At 76.5% G+C, this 23,630-nt stretch carries 19 protein-coding genes; 13 read left to right on the top strand and 6 right to left on the bottom strand.

Annotation, left to right across the window (positions count from 1 at the left end; genetic code table 11):
- The first annotated feature begins 109 nt into the window (after positions 1–109).
- The 4 genes from ABD160_RS14110 (at position 110) to ABD160_RS14125 (ending at position 5,376) form a co-directional block, all read left to right on the top strand.
- Positions 110–937, top strand: a complete 828-nt coding sequence (locus ABD160_RS14110) for a TIGR02569 family protein (RefSeq protein ID WP_344022386.1) — start codon at positions 110–112, stop codon at positions 935–937.
- 5 nt (positions 938–942) lie between these two features.
- On the top strand, positions 943–1,752 hold the full coding sequence (locus ABD160_RS14115; protein ID WP_344022388.1) for an NAD-dependent epimerase/dehydratase family protein: 810 nt from the start codon (positions 943–945) through the stop codon (positions 1,750–1,752).
- Between the two features lie 138 nt (positions 1,753–1,890).
- Positions 1,891–3,258, top strand: coding sequence for a nitrate/nitrite transporter (locus ABD160_RS14120; RefSeq protein WP_344022390.1), 1,368 nt, complete (start codon positions 1,891–1,893; stop codon positions 3,256–3,258).
- A gap of 3 nt (positions 3,259–3,261) precedes the next feature.
- A complete protein-coding gene (locus ABD160_RS14125; protein WP_344022392.1) occupies positions 3,262–5,376 on the top strand; it encodes a molybdopterin oxidoreductase family protein in 2,115 nt (704 codons plus the stop codon).
- Positions 5,377–5,381: 5 nt separating this feature from the next.
- Here the strand turns inward: ABD160_RS14125 and ABD160_RS14130 are convergent, their stop codons facing one another.
- From ABD160_RS14130 to ABD160_RS14145, 4 genes are all read right to left on the bottom strand, one after another.
- Positions 5,382–5,819 (bottom strand): DUF222 domain-containing protein, encoded by a 438-nt coding sequence (locus ABD160_RS14130; RefSeq protein ID WP_344022804.1) that lies wholly within the window; start codon positions 5,817–5,819, stop codon positions 5,382–5,384.
- A gap of 81 nt (positions 5,820–5,900) precedes the next feature.
- Positions 5,901–6,962 carry an acyltransferase family protein gene (locus tag ABD160_RS14135; RefSeq protein WP_344022395.1) on the bottom strand — a complete coding sequence of 354 codons (1,062 nt, stop codon included), beginning with the start codon at positions 6,960–6,962 and terminating at the stop codon, positions 5,901–5,903.
- Between the two features lie 149 nt (positions 6,963–7,111).
- Positions 7,112–7,777 carry a response regulator transcription factor gene (locus ABD160_RS14140; RefSeq protein WP_344022397.1) on the bottom strand — a complete coding sequence of 222 codons (666 nt, stop codon included), beginning with the start codon at positions 7,775–7,777 and terminating at the stop codon, positions 7,112–7,114.
- On the bottom strand, positions 7,774–10,146 hold the full coding sequence (locus ABD160_RS14145) for a histidine kinase (RefSeq protein WP_344022399.1): 2,373 nt from the start codon (positions 10,144–10,146) through the stop codon (positions 7,774–7,776). The genes ABD160_RS14140 and ABD160_RS14145 overlap by 4 nt, the downstream gene beginning before the upstream one ends.
- Before the next feature lie 190 nt (positions 10,147–10,336).
- On the opposite strand from ABD160_RS14145, the gene ABD160_RS14150 reads away from it, so the two are divergent.
- The 8 genes from ABD160_RS14150 (at position 10,337) to ABD160_RS14185 (ending at position 18,775) form a co-directional block, all read left to right on the top strand.
- A complete protein-coding gene (locus tag ABD160_RS14150; RefSeq protein WP_344022401.1) occupies positions 10,337–10,951 on the top strand; it encodes a hypothetical protein in 615 nt (204 codons plus the stop codon).
- A 151-nt stretch (positions 10,952–11,102) separates the two neighbouring features.
- Positions 11,103–11,480 carry a hypothetical protein gene (locus ABD160_RS14155; RefSeq protein ID WP_344022403.1) on the top strand — a complete coding sequence of 126 codons (378 nt, stop codon included), beginning with the start codon at positions 11,103–11,105 and terminating at the stop codon, positions 11,478–11,480.
- 164 nt (positions 11,481–11,644) lie between these two features.
- The gene (locus ABD160_RS14160) at positions 11,645–13,078 is read left to right on the top strand and encodes an FAD-dependent oxidoreductase (protein ID WP_344022405.1); all 1,434 of its coding nucleotides are present in this window, start codon (positions 11,645–11,647) and stop codon (positions 13,076–13,078) included.
- 14 nt (positions 13,079–13,092) lie between these two features.
- Complete coding sequence (gene nirB, locus ABD160_RS14165; protein WP_344022407.1) at positions 13,093–15,636, top strand: nitrite reductase large subunit NirB; 2,544 nt, start codon at positions 13,093–13,095, stop codon at positions 15,634–15,636.
- The gene (gene nirD / locus ABD160_RS14170; RefSeq protein ID WP_344022410.1) at positions 15,633–16,007 is read left to right on the top strand and encodes a nitrite reductase small subunit NirD; all 375 of its coding nucleotides are present in this window, start codon (positions 15,633–15,635) and stop codon (positions 16,005–16,007) included. The genes nirB and nirD overlap by 4 nt, the downstream gene beginning before the upstream one ends.
- Positions 16,008–16,108: 101 nt before the next feature.
- A complete protein-coding gene (locus ABD160_RS14175; RefSeq protein WP_344022412.1) occupies positions 16,109–17,299 on the top strand; it encodes a uroporphyrinogen-III synthase in 1,191 nt (396 codons plus the stop codon).
- The gene (locus ABD160_RS14180) at positions 17,296–18,006 is read left to right on the top strand and encodes a sirohydrochlorin chelatase (RefSeq protein ID WP_344022414.1); all 711 of its coding nucleotides are present in this window, start codon (positions 17,296–17,298) and stop codon (positions 18,004–18,006) included. Before ABD160_RS14175 ends, ABD160_RS14180 begins: the two co-directional genes overlap by 4 nt.
- A gap of 10 nt (positions 18,007–18,016) precedes the next feature.
- Entirely contained in the window at positions 18,017–18,775 is a 759-nt protein-coding gene (locus ABD160_RS14185) for a putative protein N(5)-glutamine methyltransferase (RefSeq protein WP_344022416.1), read from the top strand.
- 79 nt (positions 18,776–18,854) lie between these two features.
- On the opposite strand, the gene ABD160_RS14190 is transcribed toward ABD160_RS14185, so the two are convergent.
- Positions 18,855–19,136 (bottom strand): MGMT family protein, encoded by a 282-nt coding sequence (locus tag ABD160_RS14190; RefSeq protein WP_344022418.1) that lies wholly within the window; start codon positions 19,134–19,136, stop codon positions 18,855–18,857.
- Positions 19,137–19,254: 118 nt separating this feature from the next.
- Here ABD160_RS14190 and ABD160_RS14195 point away from each other — a divergent pair, with 118 nt between their 5' ends.
- Positions 19,255–22,857 carry an ATP-dependent helicase gene (locus tag ABD160_RS14195; protein WP_344022420.1) on the top strand — a complete coding sequence of 1,201 codons (3,603 nt, stop codon included), beginning with the start codon at positions 19,255–19,257 and terminating at the stop codon, positions 22,855–22,857.
- Positions 22,858–22,966: 109 nt separating this feature from the next.
- On the opposite strand, the gene ABD160_RS14200 is transcribed toward ABD160_RS14195, so the two are convergent.
- A complete protein-coding gene (locus ABD160_RS14200) occupies positions 22,967–23,629 on the bottom strand; it encodes a phosphatase PAP2 family protein (protein ID WP_344022422.1) in 663 nt (220 codons plus the stop codon).
- Between the last annotated feature and the right edge of the window lies 1 nt (position 23,630).

Consider the following 23,630-nt stretch of genomic DNA (forward strand, 5'->3'; position numbering starts at 1 on the left):
GCGGCCGGACCGGTCCGGCCGCGCCCGTCCACCGAACGTGGTGACGCGTTGCGGCTGTTCGGGCGTGGCGCGGTCCGGAGTATCCGGTGGCGCGGGTACCGTCGCGACCGTGACCGCTGCCCGCCCGCTCGCCACCGCGCCGGCCGCGAGCGCCCTGCCCGAGCACGTGCGCGTCGCCTTCGGCGTGCGTGACACCGCCCCACGTCCCGTCGTGTGGGCCGGCCAGCGGGCCTGGCAGTGCGGCGACACGCTGCTCCGCCCGGTCGCCGACCACGTCGTCGCCGCCTGGTCGGCGACCGTCCTGGAGAACCTCGAGGTCGAGGGCGTCCGGCTGGCCCGCCCGGTGCGGTCCAGCGACGGCCGCTGGGTGGTCGGCGGCTGGGCCGCGTCGCGCTACGTCCCCGGCGCGCCGGAGCCCCGGCACGACGAGGTCGTCGCCGCGTCCCTGCGGCTGCACGCCGCGACGTCCACGGTGCTGCGGCCCCGGCTGCTCGACGACCGCGACGACCTGCTGTCCCGATCGGCCGCTGCCGCGTTCGGCGAGCGCAGGCTGGACCTGCACCCGGAGACCGGTGGCCGGCTGTTCGCCGAGCTCGCCGCGCACCGGCGCACGATCCGGCTCACCCCGCAGGTCGTGCACGGCGAGCTGTTCGGCGCGATGCTGTTCGACCCGACCGGCCGCCCCGCCGTGCTCGATCTGGTTCCGTTCTGGCGCCCGGCCGAGTGGGCCGCCGCCGTCGTCGTGGTCGACGCCGTCGCCTGGGGCGGGGCCGACGAGGACCTGATCGAGCGCTGGTCGGAGCTGCAGGAGTGGCCGCAGTCGCTGCTGCGGGCCGTGCTCTACCGGCTCGCCCTGCACGCCCAGCACCCGGACGCCACCGCCGAGTCGCTGTCCGGGATCGAGCGGGTCGCCGGGCTGATCAGCCGCAGGCTCTGAGCCGGGTGACGACGGTGTCGCTCGTGCTGACCGGTGCCGCCGGCAACATGGGGACGCTGCTGCGGCCCCGGCTCGCCCGCGACGGCCGGGTGCTGCGCCTGCTCGACAGCGCGCCGCTCACCGCCGGACCGGGGGAGCAGGTGCACGCCGGATCGGTCACCGATCCCGTGGTGGTCGCTGCCGCCGTCGACGGGACCGACGCCGTCGTCCATCTGGCCGGCATCAGCGGCGAGGCCGGCTGGGACGAGATCGTCGAGGCGAACCTGACCGGCACCCGCACGGTGCTCGACGCCGCGGTCGCCGCCGGCGTCCGGACCGTCGTCCTGGCGTCCAGCAACCATGCCGCCGGGTTCCGCACCCGCGACGACGGCGTCCCGCTGCCCGCGACCACCGGGCACGCCCCGGACACGTTCTACGGCTGGTCCAAGGCCGCCGTCGAGGCGCTGGGCAGGCTGTACCACGAGCGCTACGGCCTGACCGTCGTCAGCCTGCGGATCGGGACGTGCTTCGACGAGCCGCGCAACGCCCGCGCGCTCGCCACCTGGCTGTCGCCGGACGACGCGGCCCGGCTGGTCGAGGCCGCCGTCGATCCCGGCACCCGCGGCCACCACGTGGTGTGGGGCGTGTCGGCGAACACCCGCCGCTGGTGGTCGCTGGAGGAGGGCGCGGCGATCGGCTTCCACCCGCGCGACGACGCCGAGGTGTTCGCCGCCGCGATCCTGGCCGGCGGCCCGGAGCCGGATCCGGCCGCGCCCGAGCACCACCGCGTCGGGGGCGGGTTCTGCGAGCTCCCGCTCGGCGTCCGGATGCGCTGACCTACCGCACTTCTCACAGGCGTGACAACGTGCATGTGAGATAAGCGTTTCCGGCGTGTCACAGGGGGCCACCCGTCGGAAACTGGGGCTCCTTAGCGTCGTCGACGACGTGAACGCCGGCGATCAGGAGTGCCATCCGTGACGACCTCAGCTTCCCCCGGCCGCCGTTTCGGCGGACGCTGGATCGAGCACTGGGACCCCGAGGACGAGGGGTTCTGGGAACGCACCGGTAAGAAGATCGCCTCCCGCAACCTCTGGCAGTCGATCTTCTCCGAGCACATCGGGTTCTCGGTGTGGACGATGTGGTCGGTCCTGGTGCTCTTCATGGGGCCGGAGTACGGCATCGACGCGGCCCAGAAGTTCTTCCTGGTCGCGGTGCCGACCCTGGTCGGGGCGATCCTGCGGCTGCCCTACACGTTCGCGGTGGCCCGTTTCGGCGGCCGGAACTGGACGATCTTCTCCGCGGCCCTGCTGATCGTGCCGCTGCTGCTGGCGCTGATCGTGATCGAGCCGGGCGTCTCGTACACGACGCTGCTGCTGGTCGCCGCGGTCGCCGGTGTCGGCGGCGGGAACTTCGCCTCGTCGATGGCGAACATCAACGCGTTCTACCCGGAGCGGAGCAAGGGCTGGGCGCTGGGCCTGAACGCGGGCGGCGGCAACCTGGGCGTGCCGGTGGTGCAGCTGCTCGGGCTGCTGGTCATCGCGACCATCGGGGCCGGGCAGCCCCGGGTGCTGATCGCGATCTACATCCCGCTGGTGATCGTGTCCGCGGTGCTGGCGTGGCTGCGGATGGACAACATCGCCGCCATGTCGAACGACACCGGCGCCTTCGCCGAGGCCTGCCGGGACCGGCAGACCTGGATCATGTCGTTCCTCTACATCGGCACCTTCGGCTCGTTCATCGGCTACTCGTTCGCCTTCGGCCTGGTGCTGCAGAACCAGTTCGACCGCACCCCGCTGCAGGCGGCGGCGGTCACCTTCATCGGGCCGCTGATCGGCTCGCTGATCCGCCCGATCGGCGGCCGGCTGGCCGACCGGTACGGCGGCGCCAACGTGACACTGTGGAACTTCGCCGGGATGGCGGTCGCCACGCTGATCATCATCGCCGCGTCCGGTGCGCAGTCCCTCGCGGTGTTCACGCTCGGCTTCATCCTGCTGTTCACGCTGTCCGGCATCGGGAACGGATCCACCTACAAGATGATCCCGGCGATCTTCACCGGGCGCGCCCGGGTCGCGATCGCCGCGGGTGGCGACCGGGAGACCGAGCTCGGCACCGCGCGCAGGCTGTCCGGTGCGGTGATCGGCATCGCCGGGGCGGTCGGTGCGCTCGGCGGCCTGTTCATCAACCTGGCGTTCCGGCAGTCGTTCCTGACCGTCGAGTCGGGTACGCCCGCGTTCTGGAGCTTCCTCGCGTTCTACGTGGTGTGCATCGGCGTCACCTGGGCGGTGTACCTGCGACCGAAGCAGGCGTCCGTGCCGGGCGGCGCCGAGCTCGCCCGGGTCTGACCGGTGGGTCCCGGCGAGAACCGGACCGCCACCCACTGCCCGTACTGCGCGCTGCAGTGCGGGCAGTGGGTCGGGCCGTCCGGCGAGGTCGACGCCCGCGACTTCCCGACCAACGCGGGCGGGATGTGCCAGAAGGGCTGGACCTCCTCTGCTCTGCTCACCCACCCGCAGCGGCTGACGAGGCCGCTGGTCAGGGACTCGCGGACGGCCGGTTTCCGGGAGACCGGCTGGGACGACGCGCTCGGCGGGATCGCCGGGCGGCTGGCCGCGCTGCGCGCCGAGCACGGGCCCGACTCGGTCGCCGTGTTCGGCGCCGGCGGCCTCACCAACGAGAAGGCGTACCTGCTCGGCAAGTTCGCCCGGGTCGCGCTGGGCACCTCCCAGATCGACTACAACGGCCGGTTCTGCATGTCGTCGGCGGCCGCCGCGGGCAACCGCGCGTTCGGGATCGACCGCGGACTGCCGTTCCCGGTGACCGATCTCGACGACGCCGAGCTCGTCGTGCTGGCCGGTGCGAACGTCGCCGAGACGATGCCGCCGCTGATGTCGCACCTGGGCACGGCACGGCTGGTCGTGATCGATCCCCGGCGCACGCCGACCGCCGAGCGGGCGATCGCGTCCGGCGGCCTGCACCTGGCGCCGCGCCCGGGCACCGACCTGGTGCTGGCGCTCGGGATGCTGCACGCCGCCGTCGTCGACGGGCACCTGGATCTCGGCTACGTCGACGACCGGACCAGCGGGTTCGACGACGTCTGGCGGATCGCGTCGCAGTGGTGGCCGGAGCGGGCCGAGCGGGTCTGCGGGGTCGCGGCCGCCGACATGCGCACCGTCGTCCGGTGGCTGGCGACGACGTCGCGCCGCTACGTGCTGACCGCCCGCGGTGCCGAGCAGCACGCGCACGGCGTCGACACGGTCACCGCATGGATCAACCTGTCGCTCGCGCTCGGCCTGCCCGGCCGGCCCGGATCCGGGTTCGGGACGATCACCGGCCAGGGCAACGGCCAGGGTGGCCGCGAGCACGGCCAGAAGTCCGACCAGCTGCCCGGCTACCGGCGGATCGACGATCCGGCCGCCCGCGCGCACGTCGCGTCGGTGTGGGGTGTCGATCCGGCCTCGCTGCCCGGGCCGGGCCGCAGCGCCGTCGAGCTGCTGGACTCGCTCGGACGGCCCGGCGGACCGAAGGCGCTGCTGGTGTTCGGTTCGAACGTGCTGGTGTCCGCGCCGGACGCCCGCGCCGTCGCCGACCGGCTGGACGCGCTGGACCTGCTGGTCGTCGCCGACGTCGTGCCCGGGGAGACGGCGATGCGCGCCGACGTGCTCCTCCCGGTGGCCCAGTGGGCCGAGGAGGAGGGCACCATGACCAACCTGGAGGGCCGGGTGCTGCGCCGCCGGCGGGCACTCGCCCCGCCGCCGGACGTCCGCACCGACCTGGAGGTGATCTCCGGGCTGGCCGCCGCGCTGGACGCGCCGGGGGCGTTCCCGGCGGACCCGGAGACGGTGTTCGACGAGCTGCGGCGCGCGTCGTCCGGCGGGATCGCCGACTACGCGGGTGTCTCGTACGCGCGGCTGGACGCGGGGGAGGCGCTGCACTGGCCGTGCCCCGCCGAGGACCATCCCGGGACGCCGCGGCTGTTCGCGGACCGGTTCGCGCACGCCGACGGCCGGGCCCGGATGGTGCCGGTCGAGCACCTCGAGCCGGACGAGGCCGTCGACACCGGATACCCGCTGCGGGCCACCACCGGGCGGGTGCTCGTGCACTACCAGTCCGGGGCGCAGACCCGGCGGGTCGACGAGCTCGCCGCGATCGATCCGGAGGTGTTCGTCGAGGTGCACCCGGACACCGCCGCCCGGCACGGGCTCGCCGACGGCGACCTCGCCGACGTGACCTCCCGGCGCGGCACCACGACGGCCCGGGTGCGCTGCGTGCCGACGCTGCGGCCGGACACCGTGTTCCTGCCGTTCCACTACGGCGGGGCGGGCGCGGCGAACAACGTCACGAACCCGGCGCTGGACCCGGTGAGCCGGATGCCGGAGTTCAAGGTCGCCGCGGTGCGGCTGGAGCCGGCGCGGCTCACCGTGGACGGGGGAACGCCGGTCGAGGCCGCCGCCCGGGCCTGAGCGGCTCATCGGCCGCCGATCCCGGCGGTCAGATCGTCGACATCGACCGGGCGACCGTCGCCGCCGAACACCACCGGCAGGACGGCGGCATCACAGGCGAGCATCCGCAGCGCTGCCGGACCCGGCTGCCCACCGAACTCCAGGGTCGCCGCCCGGGCGCGCCGTTCGAGGTCGTCGAGCTGCACGGTCACCACGAGCTGCGGGCGGCGCCCGCCGGACTCGGGCAGCACCCGGCCCGGGGCATGGGCGAGGGCGAACCCGCAGAGCTCGGCCAGGGCTTCGGCGGCGCGTTCCGGGTTGTCCCGCGTGTCGTCGGCGTCGGCGGGCCCGGACCGGGGACCGAGGGCGGCGGCGATCGCGGTAGCCGCGCCCGGTGTGGACGCCGCGCCGTTGTGCGTGGGCGTGTGCGGCGGCGATCTGTTCGTACATGTGTTCGAGTCCAGCGTCTCGAGTCCATGTTCGACAGTCCGTTGTCACAGCTCAGTGACCGTTCGCCGGTTTGCGATCGCGAACGTGGGACCGGGTCAGCCGATCCGTGGATGCACCGCCCAGCGTCCCGGCAGGTCGTAGAACCACCCGGCGCGGACGGCGACCAGGCCCCGGTACAGCGCGAGCGACAGCGCCACCGCCACCGCCGTGACCAGCGCGACGATCCCGTACTGCGCGGCGGCCGGCGGGTCGATGCCGGCCAGCAGCGCGGTGAGCAGGGCGACCAGCGGCACGTTCGCCAGGTAGATCGGCAGCGTCCGCCTGCCCAGCGCGGCGACGCCCCGCCCGATCCGCCACCGGGCGAGCTGCGCGGACGCCAGTACGCCGCCGGTGACGGCGACCAGGTTCAGCGCGAACGCGACGCCCGGGACGTCGTGCAGGCCGAGCAGTACCGAGGCCCCGGCGACCGCGACGGCCAGCACCGCCGCCGTCACCACCCACAGCGGCGACGACCGGGCGGCGACCCGCTCGACGAACCGGCGGCCGTGCCAGCCGAGCACGAAGAAGAACGCGTAGCGGGCGGTGAGCTCCCAGGCGTGCCAGCCGAACTCGACGATCCCGGCGCCGACCAGTGTGCTCAGCACGCCGGTCGCGGCGAGCAGCACCCAGCCCGGGACGCGGCGCAGCAGCCGGGCCGCGACCGAGTAGAGCGCCAGCGCGTAGAGGAACCACATCGACGGGTCCGGGTACAGCAGGACCAGCGGTAGTTCGGCGGCGCCGAGCACGGCGAAGTCGGGTGCGCTGCCCGCGGGCAGCGGGGTGACCACGGCGAACTGCACGAGCGTCCAGAGCAGGTAGAGCCAGCCGAACAGGGCGACCCGCCGGTGCAGCAGGGTCCGCCAGCCGCGTTCCAGGACCGGCGCCAGGAACAGGCCCGAGGCGAGCAGGAACAGCGGCATCCGCATCGAGGTCAGGGCGAGGTTCAGGGTGGCGAGCGGGCCGGGCACCAGGCCGTGCGGCTCCAGGAACATGACCGCGTGGTGCAGCACCACCAGGACGATGCTGATGCCCTTCGCGACGTCGACGCAGCCGAGCCGTCCGCCGGCGGACTGCCGGGTCGTCGTGGCCCTGTGCCTGCCGGTTCGCGTGCGAGTCAATCGACCCTCCGGGCGCCGTCGCGGGTGTGTACGTCACCCCGCGTGGCGGTTCGGGGCAGTGGAACGATGTCGCTGCGCAACTGCATAGCCCGTTCGGGGCAGCACGGCCAGGCCCCCGTGGTTCATCTCACGCTCTGCGAACGGGGTCGTCAGGCCGGCCCACCCGGTACGACGACGCCGGTCTCGTAGGCGTGCACCACCAGTCCGACCCGGGTCGTCGTGTCCAGCTTGGTCAGCAGACGGCTCACGTAGGACTTCACGGTGGCGACGCCGATGTGCAGGTCGCGGGCGATGTCGGCGTTGGACCGGCCGCGGGCGACCAGCACGAGCACGTCCCGCTCCCGGGCGGTGAGCGCCGGGCCGGTGCTCTGCGGCACCGGTGGCGGGGCGGCCGCGAACGCCTCGACCAGCCGGCGGGTGATCGCCGGGGAGAGCAGCGCGTCGCCGTCGGCGGCGACCCGGACGGCGCGCAGCAGCTCCTCCGGCGAGGTGTCCTTCACCAGGAACCCGACGGCGCCGGCCCGGAGCGCGCCGAACACGTACTCGTCGAGCCCGAACGTGGTGAGGATGACGACGCGGACCCCGCCGAGCGCGGGATCCGCGGTGATCGTGCGGGTGGCGCCGATCCCGTCGCCGCCCGGCATCCGGACGTCCATCAGGACGACGTCGGGGCGGGTCGCCCGCACCGCCCGCACGGCGTCGTCACCCCGGCCGGCCTCGCCGACGACGGTGAAGCCGTCGGTCCCGGTGAGCAGCGCGACGAAGCCGGCGCGGACCAGGTCCTGGTCGTCGGCCACGACCACCCGCAGCGTCATCCCGGCCCCGTACCGGTCCGCAGCGGGAGGGTGGCGTGCACCCGGAAGCCGCCGTCCGGCCGTCGTCCGGCCCGCAGGTCGCCCCCGAAGATCGTGACCCGCTCGCGCATGCCCAGCAGGCCCAGCCCGCCGTCGCCGCGGGGCGCCGCCGGGGCACCGCGGTCGTTGTCCACCCGCAGCGTCAGCAGCCGGCCCGTACATCCGATCCGGACGTGCACCGCCGCACCCGGTGCATGCACCGTCGCGTTCGTGACGGCCTCCTGGACCAGCCGGTACAGGGTGTGCCGGATGCTGCCGGGGAGCCCGTCGACGTCGGTGCCGGCGTCGACGTCGAGACGTCCCCGGGTCGCCCGGTCGAGCAGCGCGGCGAGCTCGGCCCGCCCCGGCGCCGGGCCGGGCGCGGCGGGTTCGCCGCCGGGGGCGAGCACGGAGAGCAGGTCGCGCAGGTCGTCCGACGCGGACCGGCCCACCTGTTCGATCACCGCCAGGGCCGGTGCGGCCTGCGCCGGCTGCGATCCGGCGAGGAACCGTGCGACACCGGACCGGACGGTGATCACCGACAGGGAGTGCCCGACGACGTCGTGCAGCTCGCGGGCGATCCGCAGCCGCTCGGCCAGCGCGGCCCGCTCGGCGTCGTCGTCCCGCTGACGTTCGGCGGCCAGCGCGGCCCGCCCGGCCAGCCGGGACGCGTGCCTGCGGCGCCGCGCGAGACGGCCGAGCGCCCACGCGGTGGTCAGCGCGAGGACGCTCACGAGCGCCAGTGGATGGTCGAAGTACGGGGCGCGCAGCAGCGCCAGGACGCCGAGCAGGGCGTACACCCCGAACAGGGCGGCCGTCGCGGGGAGCGTGCCGCGCCAGGCGCCGGCCGAGTAGAGCGCCACCGCCAGGCACAGCGGGAGCTCCGCGGCGTTCCCGCCGAGCAGGACGACGGCGGCGGTCGCCGACGCCGTCACGGCCAGCGCCGGGACCGGGCAGGTCCGGCGGCCGGCGAGTGCCAGCGCACCGGCCGCGGTGAGCCCGAGCAGCAGCGGGCCCGGCTCGCGGTAGACGTAGGCGTCGGTCGATCCGGCGAGCGCGCCGCTCACCGCGAGGACGGCCGCGATCACGCCGATCCCCAGATCGACCAGGCGGTCGCGGGGGCCGGGACGGTCGTCGGCGGTGTCCGGCCCGGCGGTGTCCGGCCCGGCGGTGTCCGGCACGGCGGTGTCCGGCACGGCGGTGTCCGGCACGCTGGTGGTCGGCACGCTGGTGTCCGGCACGCTGGTGGTCGGCACGCTGGTGTCCGGCACGGCGGGGCCGGCCGGTGGCGCGGGCCGGGCGCGCAGTGCGCCGAGCATCCGGCGCAGGTCCTCCAGCGCGGTGCGGCCCAGTCGCTCGATGTCGCCGAGCACGGCGGCCGGGGCGCCGGGGCCGGTCGTGCCGCTCCGGGCGTCCGCGGCCAGTCCGGTGATCGTGGTGAGCGTCCGGCTCACGACCTCGTGCAGCTCGCGGGCGATCCGCAGCCGTTCCGCGGTGACCGCCCGGTCGGCGGCCTCGGCCCGGGTCCGCTCGGCGGTGGTGATCCTGAGCTGCGCTTTGCTCTGCTCACCTGTCCAGCGACGGACCAGCGCGCCGACCCCCCAGGCCCCCGCGACGACGAGATGTTCGGGCAGCGACGCGCCGTCGTACCAGGGCGGGTTCTGCACCGCCCAGACGACCGCGCCCGCGGCGTAGACGGCCGCCAGGCACGGCACCGAGACCACCGGTGGCCGATGGACCGCGACGGTGAACAGGGCGACCAGCATGCAGACCGCGATGAGATCCGGTTCCCAGCCCAGCCACTCGGCGGTGGTGCTCGCGGCCGCCGTGACGGCGAGGACGGCGACCGGGGCCCGGCGCCGGAACGCCAGGGCGGCTCCCGCGACGAGTGCGGCGGCGACCAGCCGCGCGTCCGGGGGTGGTTCCACGTGGCCGAGTGACGGGTCCTCGGTCAGCGCGCTCGCCACGCTGACCGCGGTCAGGGCCAGCGCGAGCGCCGCGTCCAGCGCGGTCGTCCGGGAGCGGCCCGGGTCCGCCCCGGCGGGGGCCGGCGGGGCGCCCGGTCCACCGGGCGGCGGCGCGGCGGCGGGGTCACCCGGCGGTCCGGCACCGGGCGGTCCGGCACCGGCACCGGCACCGGCACCGGCACCGGTGGCCGGCGGGATGGCGCGACCGGACGGCGGTTCGGTGTGGCTGCCGCGGGGCGGTTCGGTGTGGCTGCCGCGGGGCGGTTCGGTGTGGCTGCCGCGGGGCGGCCTGGCGTCACTGCCGCGGGGCGGCCTGGCGTCACTGCCGCGGGGCGGCCCGGCGGCACGGTGCGGCGCCGCCACGGGGGACCGGTCCGCGTCCACGGCGAGCAGGGTACGGCGGATCGGCCGCCACCGGACCCGCCCACGGGGGGACCCCGCGAGCCCGTCCCGGGACGGAATCACCGGGCCGGGACGTCCCGGTGACGGTTGCCGCGATGGGCCCCGCCGGCCGCAGCGGCCGGTCCGCGGCGCGGCGCAGGCTGGCGCCGTCACCGAACACCGGGAGGAAACGATGACCGCTGTGAACCCGGGCCGGGCGCAGGCACCGGATCCCGCACCGTCCGGGCGCCGTCCGTCGTGGCCGGACACCGCCGTCGCCGCCGGGGGGCTGGTGACCGCGGTCGGGGCCGCGGCCTACGTCTCCGCCCACGTCCTGCTGGCCGGGATGAGCGGCCGGGAGGCGGTGGGCAGCCCGCTGTGCGTGACGGCGAACCTCGTCATGACGGCCGGTCTGGTCACCCTGGTGCTCGGGCTGCCGTCGTTCGGCGCGCGATCGGGACTGCCGCGGGTCGCGGTGGCCGTCGCGGTGGCGGCGTGCGTGTTCGCTGCCGCCAACGCGTGGTCGATGGGCACCGAGCTGGCGGGGCTCACCGGGCTCGTGACCGACGCCCAGTGGGAGGCGATGGACAACCCGATGGTGCTGCTGAGCCGGGTGCCGAAGATGGTGCTCGGGCTGGTCGGCTTCGGCGCACTGGCGGTGGCCGGCTGGCGGCGGCGCGCGTTCTCCCGCGGCGCGTGCGTGCTGCTGGCGCTGGGGGCCGTGGTCGGCCTGCTGCCGCCGCACCAGCCGGGGGCGCTGGTGGCCGGCGTGGCACTGGGCTGGGCCGCCCTGACCGTCCGGCGCTGAGCATCCGGCGGGCCGGGCACCCACCCGACGGTCGCCGACCGTCCGGCGGCGGGCGCGCGCGGCGGGCCGGGCACCCCGCCGACGGTCCGGCGGTGGGCGCCCGGTGGAAACGGGCTGCCCGTCGAGCACTGTCAGGGTTACCCTGACAACTATGACCATCAGCCTGGAGCACGTGCTCACCACCGACGTCGGCCCCGCCGCCCGGGCGGTCACCGCCGTCGCGGTCGCCGAGCTCGACCGGCACGCCGACGCCGTCGCCGGTGTCCCGCCGCTCCCCGGCACCCCCGAGTGGGAGGCGGAGCAGGGCACCGACCTCCCGGCCCGCCGGGAGACCGCCTGGCAGCTCGCCGCGTTCCGGATCGCGCTCGCGGCCGGCCTCGATCCGCTGCCGAACCTGCTGGGGCTGCGGGTGGCCGGGGTCAGCTGGGCGACGATCGGCCGGGCGGCCGGGATCACCCGGCAGTCGGCGCACGAGCGCTGGGCCGGCCGGATGGCCGCCGTCCACCAGGGGCAGTGGACCGGGATGTGACGCACCGCCGAGCCCGCCCGGCCGCGGCCATCCGCCGCACCGTCGGGCGGGCCCCGGCGCGGCCATCCGCCTCACGGTCCCCACCTGCGGAGAATGAGGACCTCGTAACTCCCGTGTCATCCCGGGCCGCCTGCGTGTAACCCCGCGTTCCTACCGTCGGGGCCATGAGCAGGCGCGTGGTGGTGGTCGGGCACGGGATGGTCGGTGCCCGGTTCGCCGAGGAGGTCCGCCGGCGCGACCCGGACGGCGAGCGGGTGTCGCTGACCGTCCTCGGCGCCGAGGCCCACCCCGCCTACAACCGGGTGCTGCTGTCCACCGTGCTGGCCGGCGGACTGACCGCGCCGATGGTGGCGCTCCCGGCCGCCGAGGGGGTGACCGTGCACCCCGGCGTCGCCGCGACCGCGCTGGACCGGTCGGCGCGCGTCGTGCACGACACCGCGGGCGCCGAGCACCCCTACGACGAGCTGGTCCTGGCCACCGGCTGCCGGGCCTGGCTTCCCCCGGTCGACGGCCTGGCCGGTGCCGACGGCGCCCCGGCGCCCGGGGTCAGCCTGTTCCGTGATCTCGACGACTGCGCGCGGATCCTCGACGTGGCCGAGCCGGGGGCGCGGATCGCCGTCGTCGGCGGCGGGCTGCTCGGCGTGGAGGCGGCCCGCGGGCTCGCCGGCCGTGGCGTCGCCGTCACCCTGGTGCATCCGCGCACCCACCTGATGGAACGCCAGCTCGACGCCGGCGCCGGCGAGGTGCTCGCCGGGGCGCTGCGCGGGCTCGGCGTCGACGTGCGCTGCGGGGTCGGCGCCAAGGCGTGGGCCCCGGAGACCGGCCTGGACTGCGACGACGGCACCCGGATCGCCGCGGACGCGGTCGTCGTCGCCGCCGGGGTGCGGGCCGAGACCGGGCTCGCCGCCGGCGCCGGGCTCGCCGTCGACCGGGGGATCCTGGTGAACGACCGGCTCGCCACCGACGACGGCCGGGTGCACGCCATCGGCGACTGCGCCCAGCATCCCGCGGCCGCCGCCGGGCTGGTGCAGTCCGGCTGGGAGCAGGCCGCGGTGCTCGCCGACCTGCTCACCGGCGCCGATCCGGCCGCCCGCTACCGCGGCACCCGTCCGGTCACCCGGCTGAAGGCGGCCGGGATCGATCTCGCCGCGCTCGGTGACGTCGCCGACGGCGACGAGCAGCTGCACGTCTCCGATCCGCGCCGCGGCCGGTACGGGCTGCTGGCGCTGCGCGACGACCGGGTGGTCGGCGCGATCATGATGGGCCTCCCGGACGCCGCCGCGGCGGTGATCGGGCTCTTCGATTCCGGCGCGCCCGCCCCGTCCGACCGGCTCGCGCTGCTGCTCGGGCGCGCGCTGCCCGGTGAGCCGGCCGCCGCGGGGGACCCGGGCCGGCTGCCGGGCACCGCCGTCGTCTGCCGTTGCAACACCGTCACCAAGAACGCGCTGGTCGCCGCGTGGCGCGAGGGCGCCCGCGAGCTGGACGCGCTGTCCCGCCGGACCCGTGCCGCGACCGGCTGCGGCAGCTGCCGGGACGCCGTCTGCGGGATCCGCGACTGGCTCGAACACGCCGATCCGTCGCGGGAGAGCGCGGCATGAAGGGGGAACGCACCGTGAGTCGTCTGGTGGTCGTCGGGAACGGCATGGTCGGGCATCGGCTCGTCGCCGCGATGCGCGACCGGGACACCGCGGGGGACTGGGAGATCACCGTCCTCGGCGAGGAGTCCCGCCGCGCCTACGACCGGGTCGCGCTGTCGTCCTACGTGGACGGGAGCTCCGAGGAGGATCTCCGGCTCGACGACGACGCCCTGCGCGGTGATCCGCTCGTCACCTACCACCTGGGTGACGCCGTCGCGACCCTCGACCGGGACGCCCGCCGGGTCACCACCGCCTCCGGCCGGGTCCTCGGCTACGACGCGCTGGTGCTGGCCACCGGCTCGTACCCGTTCGTCCCGCCGGTGCCCGGCCGGGACCTGCCCGGCTGCTTCGTCTACCGCACCCTCGACGACCTGGACGCGATCACCGAGGCCGCCGCGGCCGCCTCGGCGGATCCGGAGCGGAAGGGCCGGCCGTCGGCGATCGTCGTCGGCGGTGGGCTGCTCGGGCTGGAGGCGGCCCGCGCGATGCGGCTGCTCGGGCTGTCCCCGCAGGTCGTGGAGATCGCGCCGCGGCTGATGCCGGTGCAGGTCGACGAGGGCGGGGGAGCGCTGCTGCGCTCGCTGGTCGAGTCGCAGGGCATCGCGGTCCGCACCGGGGTGTCGCTGACCGGGATCGCCGCCGACCGCGGCCGGCTGGTCGGGACGCTGTCCGACGGCGTCGAGCTGGACGCCGACCTGGTCGTCTTCTCCGCCGGGATCCGGGCGTCCGACCAGCTGGCCCGCGACTGCGACCTGCCGGTCGGGGAGCGCGGCGGGGTGCTGGTCGACGACCGCTGCCGCACCGGCGACGACGCCGTGTGGGCGATCGGCGAGTGTGCCGCCCTGGACGGCCGGACCTACGGCCTGGTCGCGCCCGGGTACGCGATGGCCGAGGTGGTCGCCGACCGGCTGCTCGGCGGCGGCGCCCGGATGACGCCCGAGGAGCTGGACATGTCCACCCAGCTCAAGCTGCTGGGCGTCGACGTGGCCAGCTTCGGCGACGCGCACGCCGAGACCGACGGCGCGCTGGAGATCGTCGTCAACGACCCGGTCGCCGGGACGTACTCGAAGCTGGTGGTGTCCGACGACGCGTCCACCCTGCTCGGCGGGGTGCTGGTCGGCGACGCGTCCCGCTACGGCTCGCTGCGCCCGCTGGTCGGCTCGGCGCTGCCGGACGACCCGGTCACGCTGATCTCCAAGGGCGGGGCCGAGCCGGACGCGTCCGCGCTGCCGGACTCGGCGCAGATCTGCTCCTGCAACGCCGTGACCAAGGGCGCGCTGTGCGCGGCGATCGACGACGGCGCGCACGACGTGCCGGCGCTCAAGGCGTGCACCCGGGCCGGCACCACCTGCGGGTCCTGCGTGCCGACGCTCAAGAAGATCCTGGAGCAGCAGGGCGTCGAGGTGTCGAAGGCGCTGTGCGAGCACTTCGACCGGTCGCGGGCCGAGCTGTTCCAGATCGTCGCCGGGGCCGGGATCACCTCGTTCTCCGAGCTGATCGCGACGCACGGCCGCGGCGCCGGCTGCGACATCTGCAAGCCGGTCGTCGCGTCGATCCTGGCGACCCTCTACAACGAGCACGTCCTCGACGGCGAGCGGGCCACCCTGCAGGACACCAACGACCACTTCCTGGCGAACATGCAGCGCAACGGGACCTACTCGGTGGTACCGCGGATCGCCGGCGGCGAGGTGACCCCGGAGGGGCTGATCGTGATCGGTGAGGTGGCCCGCGACTTCGGGCTCTACACCAAGATCACCGGCGGGCAGCGGATCGACATGTTCGGCGCCCGGGTCGACGACCTGCCGGCCATCTGGCGTCGGCTGGTCGACGCCGGGTTCGAGTCCGGGCACGCCTACGGCAAGTCGCTGCGGACGGTGAAGTCCTGCGTCGGCACCACCTGGTGCCGCTACGGCGTGCAGGACTCGGTCGGGATGGCCGTCGAGCTGGAGCTGCGCTACCGCGGGCTGCGGTCCCCGCACAAGATCAAGTCCGGGGTCTCGGGCTGTGCCCGGGAGTGCGCCGAGGCGCGCTCCAAGGACTTCGGGGTGATCGCCACCGAGACCGGCTGGAACCTCTACGTCGGCGGCAACGGCGGGTTCACCCCGCGGCACGCCGAGCTGCTCGTCTCCGACGTCGACTCGGCGACCCTGATCCGGACCATCGACCGGTTCCTGATGTTCTACGTCCGCACCGCGGACCGGTTGCAGCGCACCGCACCGTGGATCGAGTCGATGGAGGGCGGGCTCGACCACCTGCGGTCGGTGATCGTCGACGACTCGCTGGGCATCTGCGCGGAGCTCGACGCCGCGATGGCCCGGCACGTCGACTCCTACGCCGACGAGTGGGCCGGTGTGCTCGACGACCCGGAGAAGCTGGCCCGCTTCGTGTCCTTCGTCAACGCGCCCGATGCGCCCGACCCGACCATCCGGTTCGTGCAGGAGCGGGGCCAGAACGTGCCCGCTCCCGGGCGGCCGGACGAACCCGTCCTGATCGGCCTCCCGGAGGTGTCCCCGCGATGACTGCCGTGCACGCGTCCCCGGTCCCCGCAGGTGTCGACGACGAGCCGTCCGGCTGGATCGAGGTCTGCGCCGTGCACCGGCTGCTCCCCGGCCGCGGGGTCGCGGCGCTGGTCGGCGACGTCCAGGTGGCGTTGTTCCGGCTCGCCGACGGCGCGCTGTACGCGGTCGGCAACGTCGACCCGTTCAGCGGGGCCGGGGTGATGTCCCGGGGCATCACCGGCGACCGGGCGGGCGAGCCGACCGTCGCCTCACCGATCCTGAAGCAGGTCTTCGCGCTGCGCGACGGCCGCTGCCTGGACGACGACACTGTGAGTCTGCCCGCCTTCGCCGCGCGCGTCGTGGGCGGCTCGGTACAGGTCGGGATACGGTGAGACTCCCGACCCGAGCAGCCGCGACCACCACCACCCGCGACATTCCCGGGGTCCCCGCCGCACGTCGGCCGTTGGCGACCGGCCGGAGGAACGGAGGACCGGTGACCCGATCCGCCGCACGAGACACCGCACCCGCGCCCGACGCGGGGCCGGTGCCGCCGCTCGCCGGGTTCACCGTCGGGATCACCGCGGCCCGGCGGGCCGAGGAACTCGCCACGATGCTGGAACGGCGCGGGGCGACCATCCAGCACGGCCCGGCGCTGCGGATCGTCGCGCTCGCCGACGACGACCGGCTGGAGCACCGCACCCGGGAGCTGGTCGCCGCGCCGCCGGACATCACGGTGGCGACCACCGGGATCGGCTACCGCGGCTGGATCGAGGCGGCCGACGGCTGGGGCATCGGCGAGGACCTGCTCGCCGCGCTCGGCCGCTCCGAGATGCTGGCCCGTGGCCCGAAGGCGCGCGGCGCGATCCGGGCGTCCGGGCTGGTCGACGCCTGGTCGCCGGAGTCCGAGTCGACCGCCGAGGTCCTGGAGCACCTGCTCGAACGCGGTGTGGAGGGCTGCCGGATCGCCGTCCAGCTGCACGGCGAGCCGCTGCCCGACGTCGTCGACGCCCTGGAGATGGCCGGCGCCGACGTGGTGACCGTCCCGGTGTACCGGTGGGCACCGCCGCTGGACATCGGCCCGCTGGACCGGCTGATCGACAGCACCCTCTCCGGCGCGATCGACGTGCTGGCCTTCACCAGCGCACCGGCCGCCGCCGGGATCCTGGCCCGGGCCGGGGAACGCGGCCTGCGCGAGGAGCTGCTGACCGCACTGCGCGGCCCGGTGCTGGCGCTGTGCGTCGGCCCGGTCACGGCGGCGCCGCTGGAGGCGCTCGACGTGCCCACCGCGCAGCCGCAGCGGTCCCGGCTCGGCGCGATGGTGCGGACCTGCGAGTCGGTCGCACCCGGCCGGGCCCGCACGCTGCCGGTCGCCGGGCACCTGCTGGAGCTGCGCGGGCACGCGGTCCTGGTGGACGGGCGGCTGTGCCCGCTGCCGCCGACCCCGATGGCGCTGCTGCGGCTGCTCGCCCGCCGGCCGGGCCGGGTGGTGTCGCGTGCCGACCTGCTCGCCGCCCAGCCCGGCGGGGCCGGTGACGAGCACGCCGTGGAGAACGCGATCGCCCGGCTGCGCGCCGCGCTCGGCGTCCCCGGTCTGGTGCAGACCGTGGTCCGCCGCGGCTACCGGCTGGCGCTCGAGCCCGGGCACGGCGGGCACTGCGCGGACGTCCCGGGGGTCGAGCGGTGAACGGGCCGCCGCTGCTGCTGGTCGCGCACGGTTCGCGGTCCGACGCCGCCGACGCGGTGATCCGCTCGCTGGCCGACGCCGTCGCCGCACGGGGCCCGCGGGTGGAGATCTGCTACGTCGACGTCCGCGGGCCGAAGGTGGTCGACGCGGTGATCGCGCTGCGCGACGCCGGTGAACCGGGTGCGGTGGTGGTGCCGGCGTTCCTGGCCGCCGGGTACCACGTGCGGATCGACCTGCCCGCCCAGCTCGCCGACGCCGGGGCCGATCCGGCCCGGTTCCGCACGACGCCGTCGATGGGCCCGGATCCGCTGCTCGCGGCGGCCGCGCTGGACCGGCTGCGGGCCGCCGGGTACCGCGACGGCGACGCCGTCGTGCTGGCCGCGGCGGGATCGTCGGACCCGGCGGCCGTCGCCCAGGTCCGGCTGGCGGCCGGGATGCTGTCCCGGCTGGTCGGGCGGCGGGTCCGGGTCGGGTTCGCCGCGACCGGGACGCCGACGGTGTCCGCGCTGGTCGAGGGCCTGCGGCAGGCGGGGGAGCGGCGGGTCGCGGTGGCGTCCTGGCTGCTGGCGCCCGGGGTGTTCCAGGACCGGCTGCTCGGCTCCGGCGCGGACGTCGTCGCCGATCCGCTGGGCGTGCACGACGACGTGGTCCGCGCGGTGCTCGACCGCTACACGGCCGGCGCCGCCGAGATCGGGCGCGCCGCCTGATCCGGGCCGGATGAGCGCGCCACTGACCGCCCGGCTGCGGGCCGCCGGCTGCGTGTTCGCGGAGGAGGAGGCGGCACTGCTGGAGGCCGCCGCGTCCGGCGCGGAGCTCGAGCGGCTGGTCCGGCGCCGGATCGCCGGGGAACCGCTGGAACCGCTGCTCGGGCACGTCCTGTTCGACGGCGGGCGGATCCGGGTGGTGCCCGGCGTGTTCGTCCCGCGCCGCCGGTCCGAGGCGCTGGTGCACGCCGCCGTCCGCGGGCTCCGGCCCGGCGCCGTCGTCGTCGACCTGTGCTGCGGGTGCGGCGCGATCGGGCTGGCCATCGCCCGCCGGGTCCCGGTCGAGCTGCACGCCGCCGACGTCGACCCGGTCGCGACCGCCTGCGCCGCGGACAATCTCGCCGGTGCCGGGACGGTGCACACCGGGGACCTGTTCGACGCGCTGCCGCAGACGCTGCGCGGCCGGGTCGACGTCGTGGTGGCGAACACCCCCTACGTGCCGGCCGCCGGGATCGCCGGGATGCCGCCGGAGGCCCGTGAGCACGAGCCCCGCATCGCGCTGGACGGCGGCACCGACGGTCTCGATCCGGCCCGCCGGGTGGCCGCGGAGGTGACCCGCTGGCTCGCCCCCGGCGGCCGGGTGCTGATCGAGACCTCGGCGGCCCAGGCCCCGGCCCTGGCGGCGGAGTTCGAGCGGGCCGGCCTGGCCCCGCACCCCGGCCGCGACCCCGCCCGCGACGCCACCTGGGTCGAGGGCACCCTCCTCTCCTGAGATACCCCCTGACGTGCGCCTTTGCTCTGCTCACCTACCGGGGCCGCCCGCTCGAACGGCGGCGGCAGAGGGACGTCGCTCAGCGGCGGCGGTGCTCGCGGGGCAGCCGGCCGTCCACCATGAGCACGCCCTCGGCGCGCAGCCGGGCCGCCTGCTCGACGGCGAGGTGCGGGGCCGCCCGGCCGTCCGAGCGCAGCACCCGGTGCCAGGGCAGGTCGGCGCCGTCCTCGGCGAGGATCCGGCCGACCAGCCGGGCCGAGCGCAGCCCGGCCAGCTCGGCGACCTCGCCGTAGCTCAGCGTCCGGCCGGCCGGGATCGCCGCGACGACGTCCCGGACCCGCTCCACGGTCTGCTCGTCCACACCGGGATCCTCCCCGGTCGCCGGGCCCGGGTGCCACCGGCGTCGCCCGGGCCGCCTGCGGGCCCTGCCGCCCGCGGGCCCTGTCGTCGGTGTCGGTGCGGCGTGGTCGAATCGGCGCATGACCCGAGCGACCGCGGAGCAGGCGTCCCCCCGCCTGGTGCGCTCCGGGCCGATCGCCGAGCCGGTCCGGGAGTGGTCCGGCGCCGCGGCCCGGGTGCTCGAGCACGACCGCGGCCCGCTGCGGGTGCTCGGCGGGCCCGGCACCGGGAAGACCAGCCTGCTGCTGGACGCGGTGGTCCGGCGGATCCGCGCGGGTGCACCGCCCGGGTCGGTGCTGCTGCTGGTCGGCAGCCGGCGGGCCGCGGAGGAGCTGCGGGGGCGGCTGACCGCGCTGCTCACCGCCGGTGCGGGCGGACCGGCCGGTGACTTCGGCGCCCGCACCACCCGGGAGCTGCTGGTGCGGACGGTGCACTCCTACGCGTTCGGCGTGCTGCGGCTGCACGCCGCGCGGCACGAGGACCCGCCGCCCCGGCTGCTGGCGTCCGCCGAACAGGATGTCGTGGTCCGCGAGCTGCTCGCCGGGGAGATCGAGAACTGGAACGGCAGCGTCCCCGGCTCCGGCTGGCCGGAGCGCCTCGATCCGGCGCTGGGGCTGCCCGGGTTCGCCGCGGAGCTGCGCGAGCTGCTGCTGCGGGCCGCCGAGCGCGGGCTCGGCCCGCAGGAGCTGGCCGAGCTGGGCCGGGCGTACGGCCGCGACGAGTGGGTGGCGGCCGCCCGGTTCTTCCGCACCTACGAGGAGGTCACCCTGCTCCGCGGCGCCGCGGGCCGGGGCGCCCCGCAGGCCACCGCCCCCGCGCTGGACTCCGCCGAGCTGGTCGCCGCCGCGCTGGACGCGCTGGCCGCCGATCCGGGACTGCGCGAGCAGGAGCGGCAGCGGATCCGGCACCTGCTGGTCGACGACGCGCAGGATCTGGACCCGCAGCAGATGGAGCTCGTCGCGACCCTCGCCGCGGACGCCGGGTCCACCCTGGTCGCCGGCGACCCGGACCAGGCGGTGCTGACCTTCCGCGGCGCCGACGCCCGCGGGCTGGACGCGATCGCCGCCCCGACCGAGCTGCTCACCGCCGACCACCGGCAGACCGCGGAGGTACGGGCCGCCGGGCTCCGGCTGGCCGAGAAGCTGCCGGGTGCAGGCCGCACCAGGACCCGGCGCGGGCCGGCCGCCACGCCGGGCGACCCCGGCGCGCCCGCCACCCGGCCCGGTGAGCCCGCGACCCGGCCCGGTGAGTCCGCGACCCGGCCCGGCGTGCCCGCCACCCCGCCCGGCGACCCCGCGACCCGGCCCGGCGCGCCCGCCACCCGGCCCGGTGAGCCCGCGATCCGGCCCGGCGAGCCCGGCCCGGCGGGCGCCGGGGCGGGCGAGGCGGTGCAGGTGCGGGTCTTCGGCTCCCCGTCGGCGGAGGCCGGCTGGATCGCCGACCGGCTCCGCCGCGCACACCTGGTCGACGGCGTGCCCTGGTCGGAGATGGCGGTGCTGTCCCGGTCAGCGCGCCGCACCCTGCCCGCGCTGCGCCGTGCGCTCGCCGCGGCGGGCGTCCCGATCGTCGCGCCGCCGGACGAGGTGCCGCTGCCCCGCCAGCCCGCCGTCGTCCCGTTGCTGCTGGTGCTGCGCGCGGCGGTGCGGCCCGCGTCGATCGACGCCGACCTGGCGATCTCGCTGCTGACCTCGCCGTTCGGCGGCGGCGACCCGATGCGGATGCGGCGGTTGCGGCGCGGGCTGCTGCGGCTGCACGCCGCCGCGGGCAACGACGTGCGGCTGTTCCCCGACGACGAGGATCCCGAGCCCGGCGAGACCGACCCGGCCACCGCGAGCAGCGACCCGCTGCTGGTCGCGATGCTCCGCGAGGCGGTCGGGGGCCGCCCCGATCCGCTGGCGATGCTGTCCCCGGCGGAGGCGGCGCCGATGCGCGACGTCGGCCGCCTGCTCGACACCGCCGCCCGGTCCATCGCCGCGGGCGACCCGGTCGAGGAGACCCTGTGGCGGGTGTGGCGCCGGACCGGGCTGGCCCGCCGCTGGAGCGAGGCGAGCGCCCGCGGCGGCCCCGGTGGCGCCGCCGCCGATCGCGATCTCGACGCCGTGCTGGCGCTGTTCGACGCGGCCGCCCGCTACACCGACCGGCTGCCCGGCGCCGACGTCGGCGGCTTCCTGGAGTACCTGGCCGACCAGCAGCTGCCCGGGGAGACGCTGGCCCCGCAGGCGCCGCGCGGCGACGCCGTCGAGCTGCTCACCGCGCACGCGGCGCGCGGCCGGGAGTGGACGGTCGTCGCCGTCCCCGGCGTGCAGGAGGGCCTGTGGCCGGACCTGCGGCTGCGCGGCAGCCTGCTCGGGCACGAGCAGCTCGTCGACCTGGTCGCCGGGGTCGCCGAGCCGGGCGCCGCGGTCTCCCGGACGGCGCCGCTGCTAGCCGAGGAACGCAGGCTGTTCTACGTCGCCTGCACCCGGGCCCGCTCGATGCTGCTGGTCAGCGCGGTGCAGGGGGAGGACGAGCAGCCGTCCCGGTTCCTCGACGAGCTCGATCCGCGCCCCGCCGACGCCGCCGAGGCCCGGCCGGTGCACCGCCCGGGCCGCTCCCTGGTGCTGCCCGAGCTGGTCGGTGAGCTGCGCCGCGCGGTGACCGCGCCGGACCGCGGCGACCCGGCCCGCGCGGCCCGCAGGCGCCGGGCGGCGACCCAGCTCGCCCGGCTCGCCGCGGACGGCGTCCCCGGCGCGCACCCGGACGACTGGTACGGCCTGGCCGACCTGTCCGATCTCGCCCCGCTGCGCGCCGACGGCGAGCTGGTGCCGATCTCGCCGTCCGACGTGGAGACGATCGCCGGCTGCCCGCTGCGCTGGGTGCTGTCCCGGCACGGCGGCGACGAGTCCGGTGCGCTGTCCGCGGTCACCGGTTCCCTGGTGCACGCGCTGGTGCAGGCCCGGGCGGCCGGGGCCGACCCGGCCGAGCTGGAGCAGGCCCTGCAGTCGGCGTGGCGGCGGCTCGACGCGGGCGCCCCCTGGTTCGGCCGGCGCGAGCTGACCCGGGTCCGGGAGATGCTGGCCGCGTTCGACGACTGGGTCCGGCGCAGCCGGGCCGAGGGGCTGGAGCTGGTCGCCGTCGAGCAGTCGATGCAGCTCGATCTCGAGGGCGAGCCGCCGCCGGCGGGCCCCGGGACCGAGGGTGAGCCGCCGCCGGCCGCGGATCCGGTGCTCGACGAGGAACCGGCCGCGGGCGGGGGAGCGGCGCGGGCCGCGCGCCGGGTGCGGCTGCGCGGCCGGGTGGACCGGCTCGAACGCGACGACCGGGGCCGTCCGGTGGTGGTCGACGTGAAGACCGGGAAGACGGCCACCTCGGCCCGGGCCACCGCCGAGCACCACCAGCTGGCCGTCTACCAGCTCGCGGCGTCGCTCGGCGCGTTCGACGAGGTCGTCGGCCGCGGCGCCGAACCGGGTGGGGCGCGGTTGCTGTTCCTCGCCGACCGGAAGGCGAGCGGGGAGGCGAAGGAGCCCCGGCAGGACCCGCTCCGGCCCGAGGAGATGGGGCACTGGCGGGACGTGCTGATGCGCTGCGCCGACGACTCGGCGGGCGCGGTGTTCGTGGCCAGGGCGGGGCCGGACTGCGACCGCTGCCCGGTGCGGACCAGCTGCCCGGCGGTCGAGACCGGGCGGACCGTCGTCGACGGCTGACCGGCACCCGCCCCGAGCTGCCGCCGCCGCTGCCGTGCCGCCGCTGCCGTGCCGCCACAGCCGTGCCGCCACAGCCGTGCCGCCGCCGGGGTGGCAGGCGGGGTCCGGGCTACCGGGCCGGCCCGGTGCCGCCGATCCGCCGGTCGGCGATCCGGTCGATCGCCATCGCGGCACCGAGCCCGAGCGCGAGCGCTGCGCAGAAGCCACCGATCGTGTCGGTCGCGTAGTGCGCGCCGATCCGCACCATCCCGGCTCCGACGACGCCGCCGGCGAGCAGCACGGTCCCGGCGAGCACGGACAGCGCAGCCAGCGGCCGGACCACGGGCACCGCACCGATCAGCAGCACCGCCGCGACCAGGCCGATCGAGACGGCGCCTCCGGTGTGGCCGCTGGGGAACGCGAAGCCGTCGCCGTCGATGGTCCGGCCGATCAGCGGTTTCAGGGCGGTCGTCGCGACACCGGTCAGTCCCGGCCCGACGACCGCGAGCACCGCCACCCGGGGCCTGCGCAGCAGCAGTGCGAGCCCGGCCAGCGATGCCGCCGCGACCACCACGAAGCCCGGCGAACCCAGGCCGATCGCCCGCGCGAGCCCGGCCCGGGGCAGGGCGTCGACCGCGGACCAGGCACCCTCGTCGACCCGGCCGGCGACCGCGTCACCGGCGTATCGCCAGGTCAGGACGAGGAACACGATCGCCGCCGCGGCGGTGACCGGCGGCGCGGCGCGGTGCAGGGGACCGAGCAGGGAGGTGGTCCTGCCCGCGGTGTCACGCACC

Origin of the sequence: Pseudonocardia kongjuensis (assembly GCF_039526905.1) — a bacterium.
Classification (GTDB): domain Bacteria; phylum Actinomycetota; class Actinomycetes; order Mycobacteriales; family Pseudonocardiaceae; genus Pseudonocardia; species Pseudonocardia kongjuensis.

Excerpts from the sequence above, each read along its gene's own strand:
- ABD160_RS14140 (WP_344022397.1), bottom strand. The coding sequence starts at position 7,777 with ATGACGCTGCGGGTGGTCGTGGCCGACGACCAGGACCTGGTCCGCGCC.
- ABD160_RS14150 (WP_344022401.1), top strand. The coding sequence starts at position 10,337 with ATGACCGCTGTGAACCCGGGCCGGGCGCAGGCACCGGATCCCGCACCG.
- ABD160_RS14155 (WP_344022403.1), top strand. The coding sequence starts at position 11,103 with ATGACCATCAGCCTGGAGCACGTGCTCACCACCGACGTCGGCCCCGCC.
- ABD160_RS14160 (WP_344022405.1), top strand. The coding sequence starts at position 11,645 with ATGAGCAGGCGCGTGGTGGTGGTCGGGCACGGGATGGTCGGTGCCCGG.
- nirD (WP_344022410.1), top strand. The coding sequence starts at position 15,633 with ATGACTGCCGTGCACGCGTCCCCGGTCCCCGCAGGTGTCGACGACGAG.
- ABD160_RS14185 (WP_344022416.1), top strand. The coding sequence starts at position 18,017 with ATGAGCGCGCCACTGACCGCCCGGCTGCGGGCCGCCGGCTGCGTGTTC.
- ABD160_RS14195 (WP_344022420.1), top strand. The coding sequence starts at position 19,255 with ATGACCCGAGCGACCGCGGAGCAGGCGTCCCCCCGCCTGGTGCGCTCC.